This is a genomic window from Alteromonas sp. ABV4_515 (assembly GCF_056160345.1).
Genome location: NZ_JBSWWZ010000023.1, coordinates 1 through 775, shown reverse-complemented (window position 1 = coordinate 775; position 775 = coordinate 1). Strand labels below are relative to the sequence as shown.

1 rRNA gene is annotated in these 775 nt (G+C 50.8%); it reads left to right on the top strand.

The features are described from left to right. Nucleotides 1–153: 153 nt before the first annotated feature. Nucleotides 154–775: ribosomal RNA gene (locus tag ACXAGX_RS20490) — 16S ribosomal RNA — on the top strand; the annotation flags it as partial.

The following is a 775-nucleotide window of genomic DNA, read 5'->3' as shown; positions in this document are numbered from 1 at the left end:
CGCGTCCCGCTTCGGGGTAAAGCTTCGAAGCCGCTAAGTAGAGCTTTTAAATAAGCACTTAGCATTGTTCTTTAAAAATGTATAACAAGACAATCTGTGTGGGCACTCGTTAAGAGTGTCAACCGACGATTCATAAAAGTTTTTCGATATATTTAATTGAAGAGTTTGATCATGGCTCAGATTGAACGCTGGCGGCAGGCCTAACACATGCAAGTCGAACGGTAGCAGGAAGTGCTTGCACTTCGCTGACGAGTGGCGGACGGGTGAGTAATGCTTGGGAACTTGCCTTTGCGAGGGGGATAACAGTTGGAAACGACTGCTAATACCGCATAATGTTTTCGAACCAAACGGGGCTTAGGCTCCGGCGCAAAGAGAGGCCCAAGTGAGATTAGCTAGTTGGTGAGGTAAAGGCTCACCAAGGCGACGATCTCTAGCTGTTCTGAGAGGAAGATCAGCCACACTGGGACTGAGACACGGCCCAGACTCCTACGGGAGGCAGCAGTGGGGAATATTGCACAATGGGGGAAACCCTGATGCAGCCATGCCGCGTGTGTGAAGAAGGCCTTCGGGTTGTAAAGCACTTTCAGTTGTGAGGAAAGGTTGGTAGTTAATACCTGCCAGCTGTGACGTTAACAACAGAAGAAGCACCGGCTAACTCCGTGCCAGCAGCCGCGGTAATACGGAGGGTGCGAGCGTTAATCGGAATTACTGGGCGTAAAGCGGACGCAGGCGGTTTGTTAAGCTAGATGTGAAAGCCCCGGGCTCAACCTGGGAT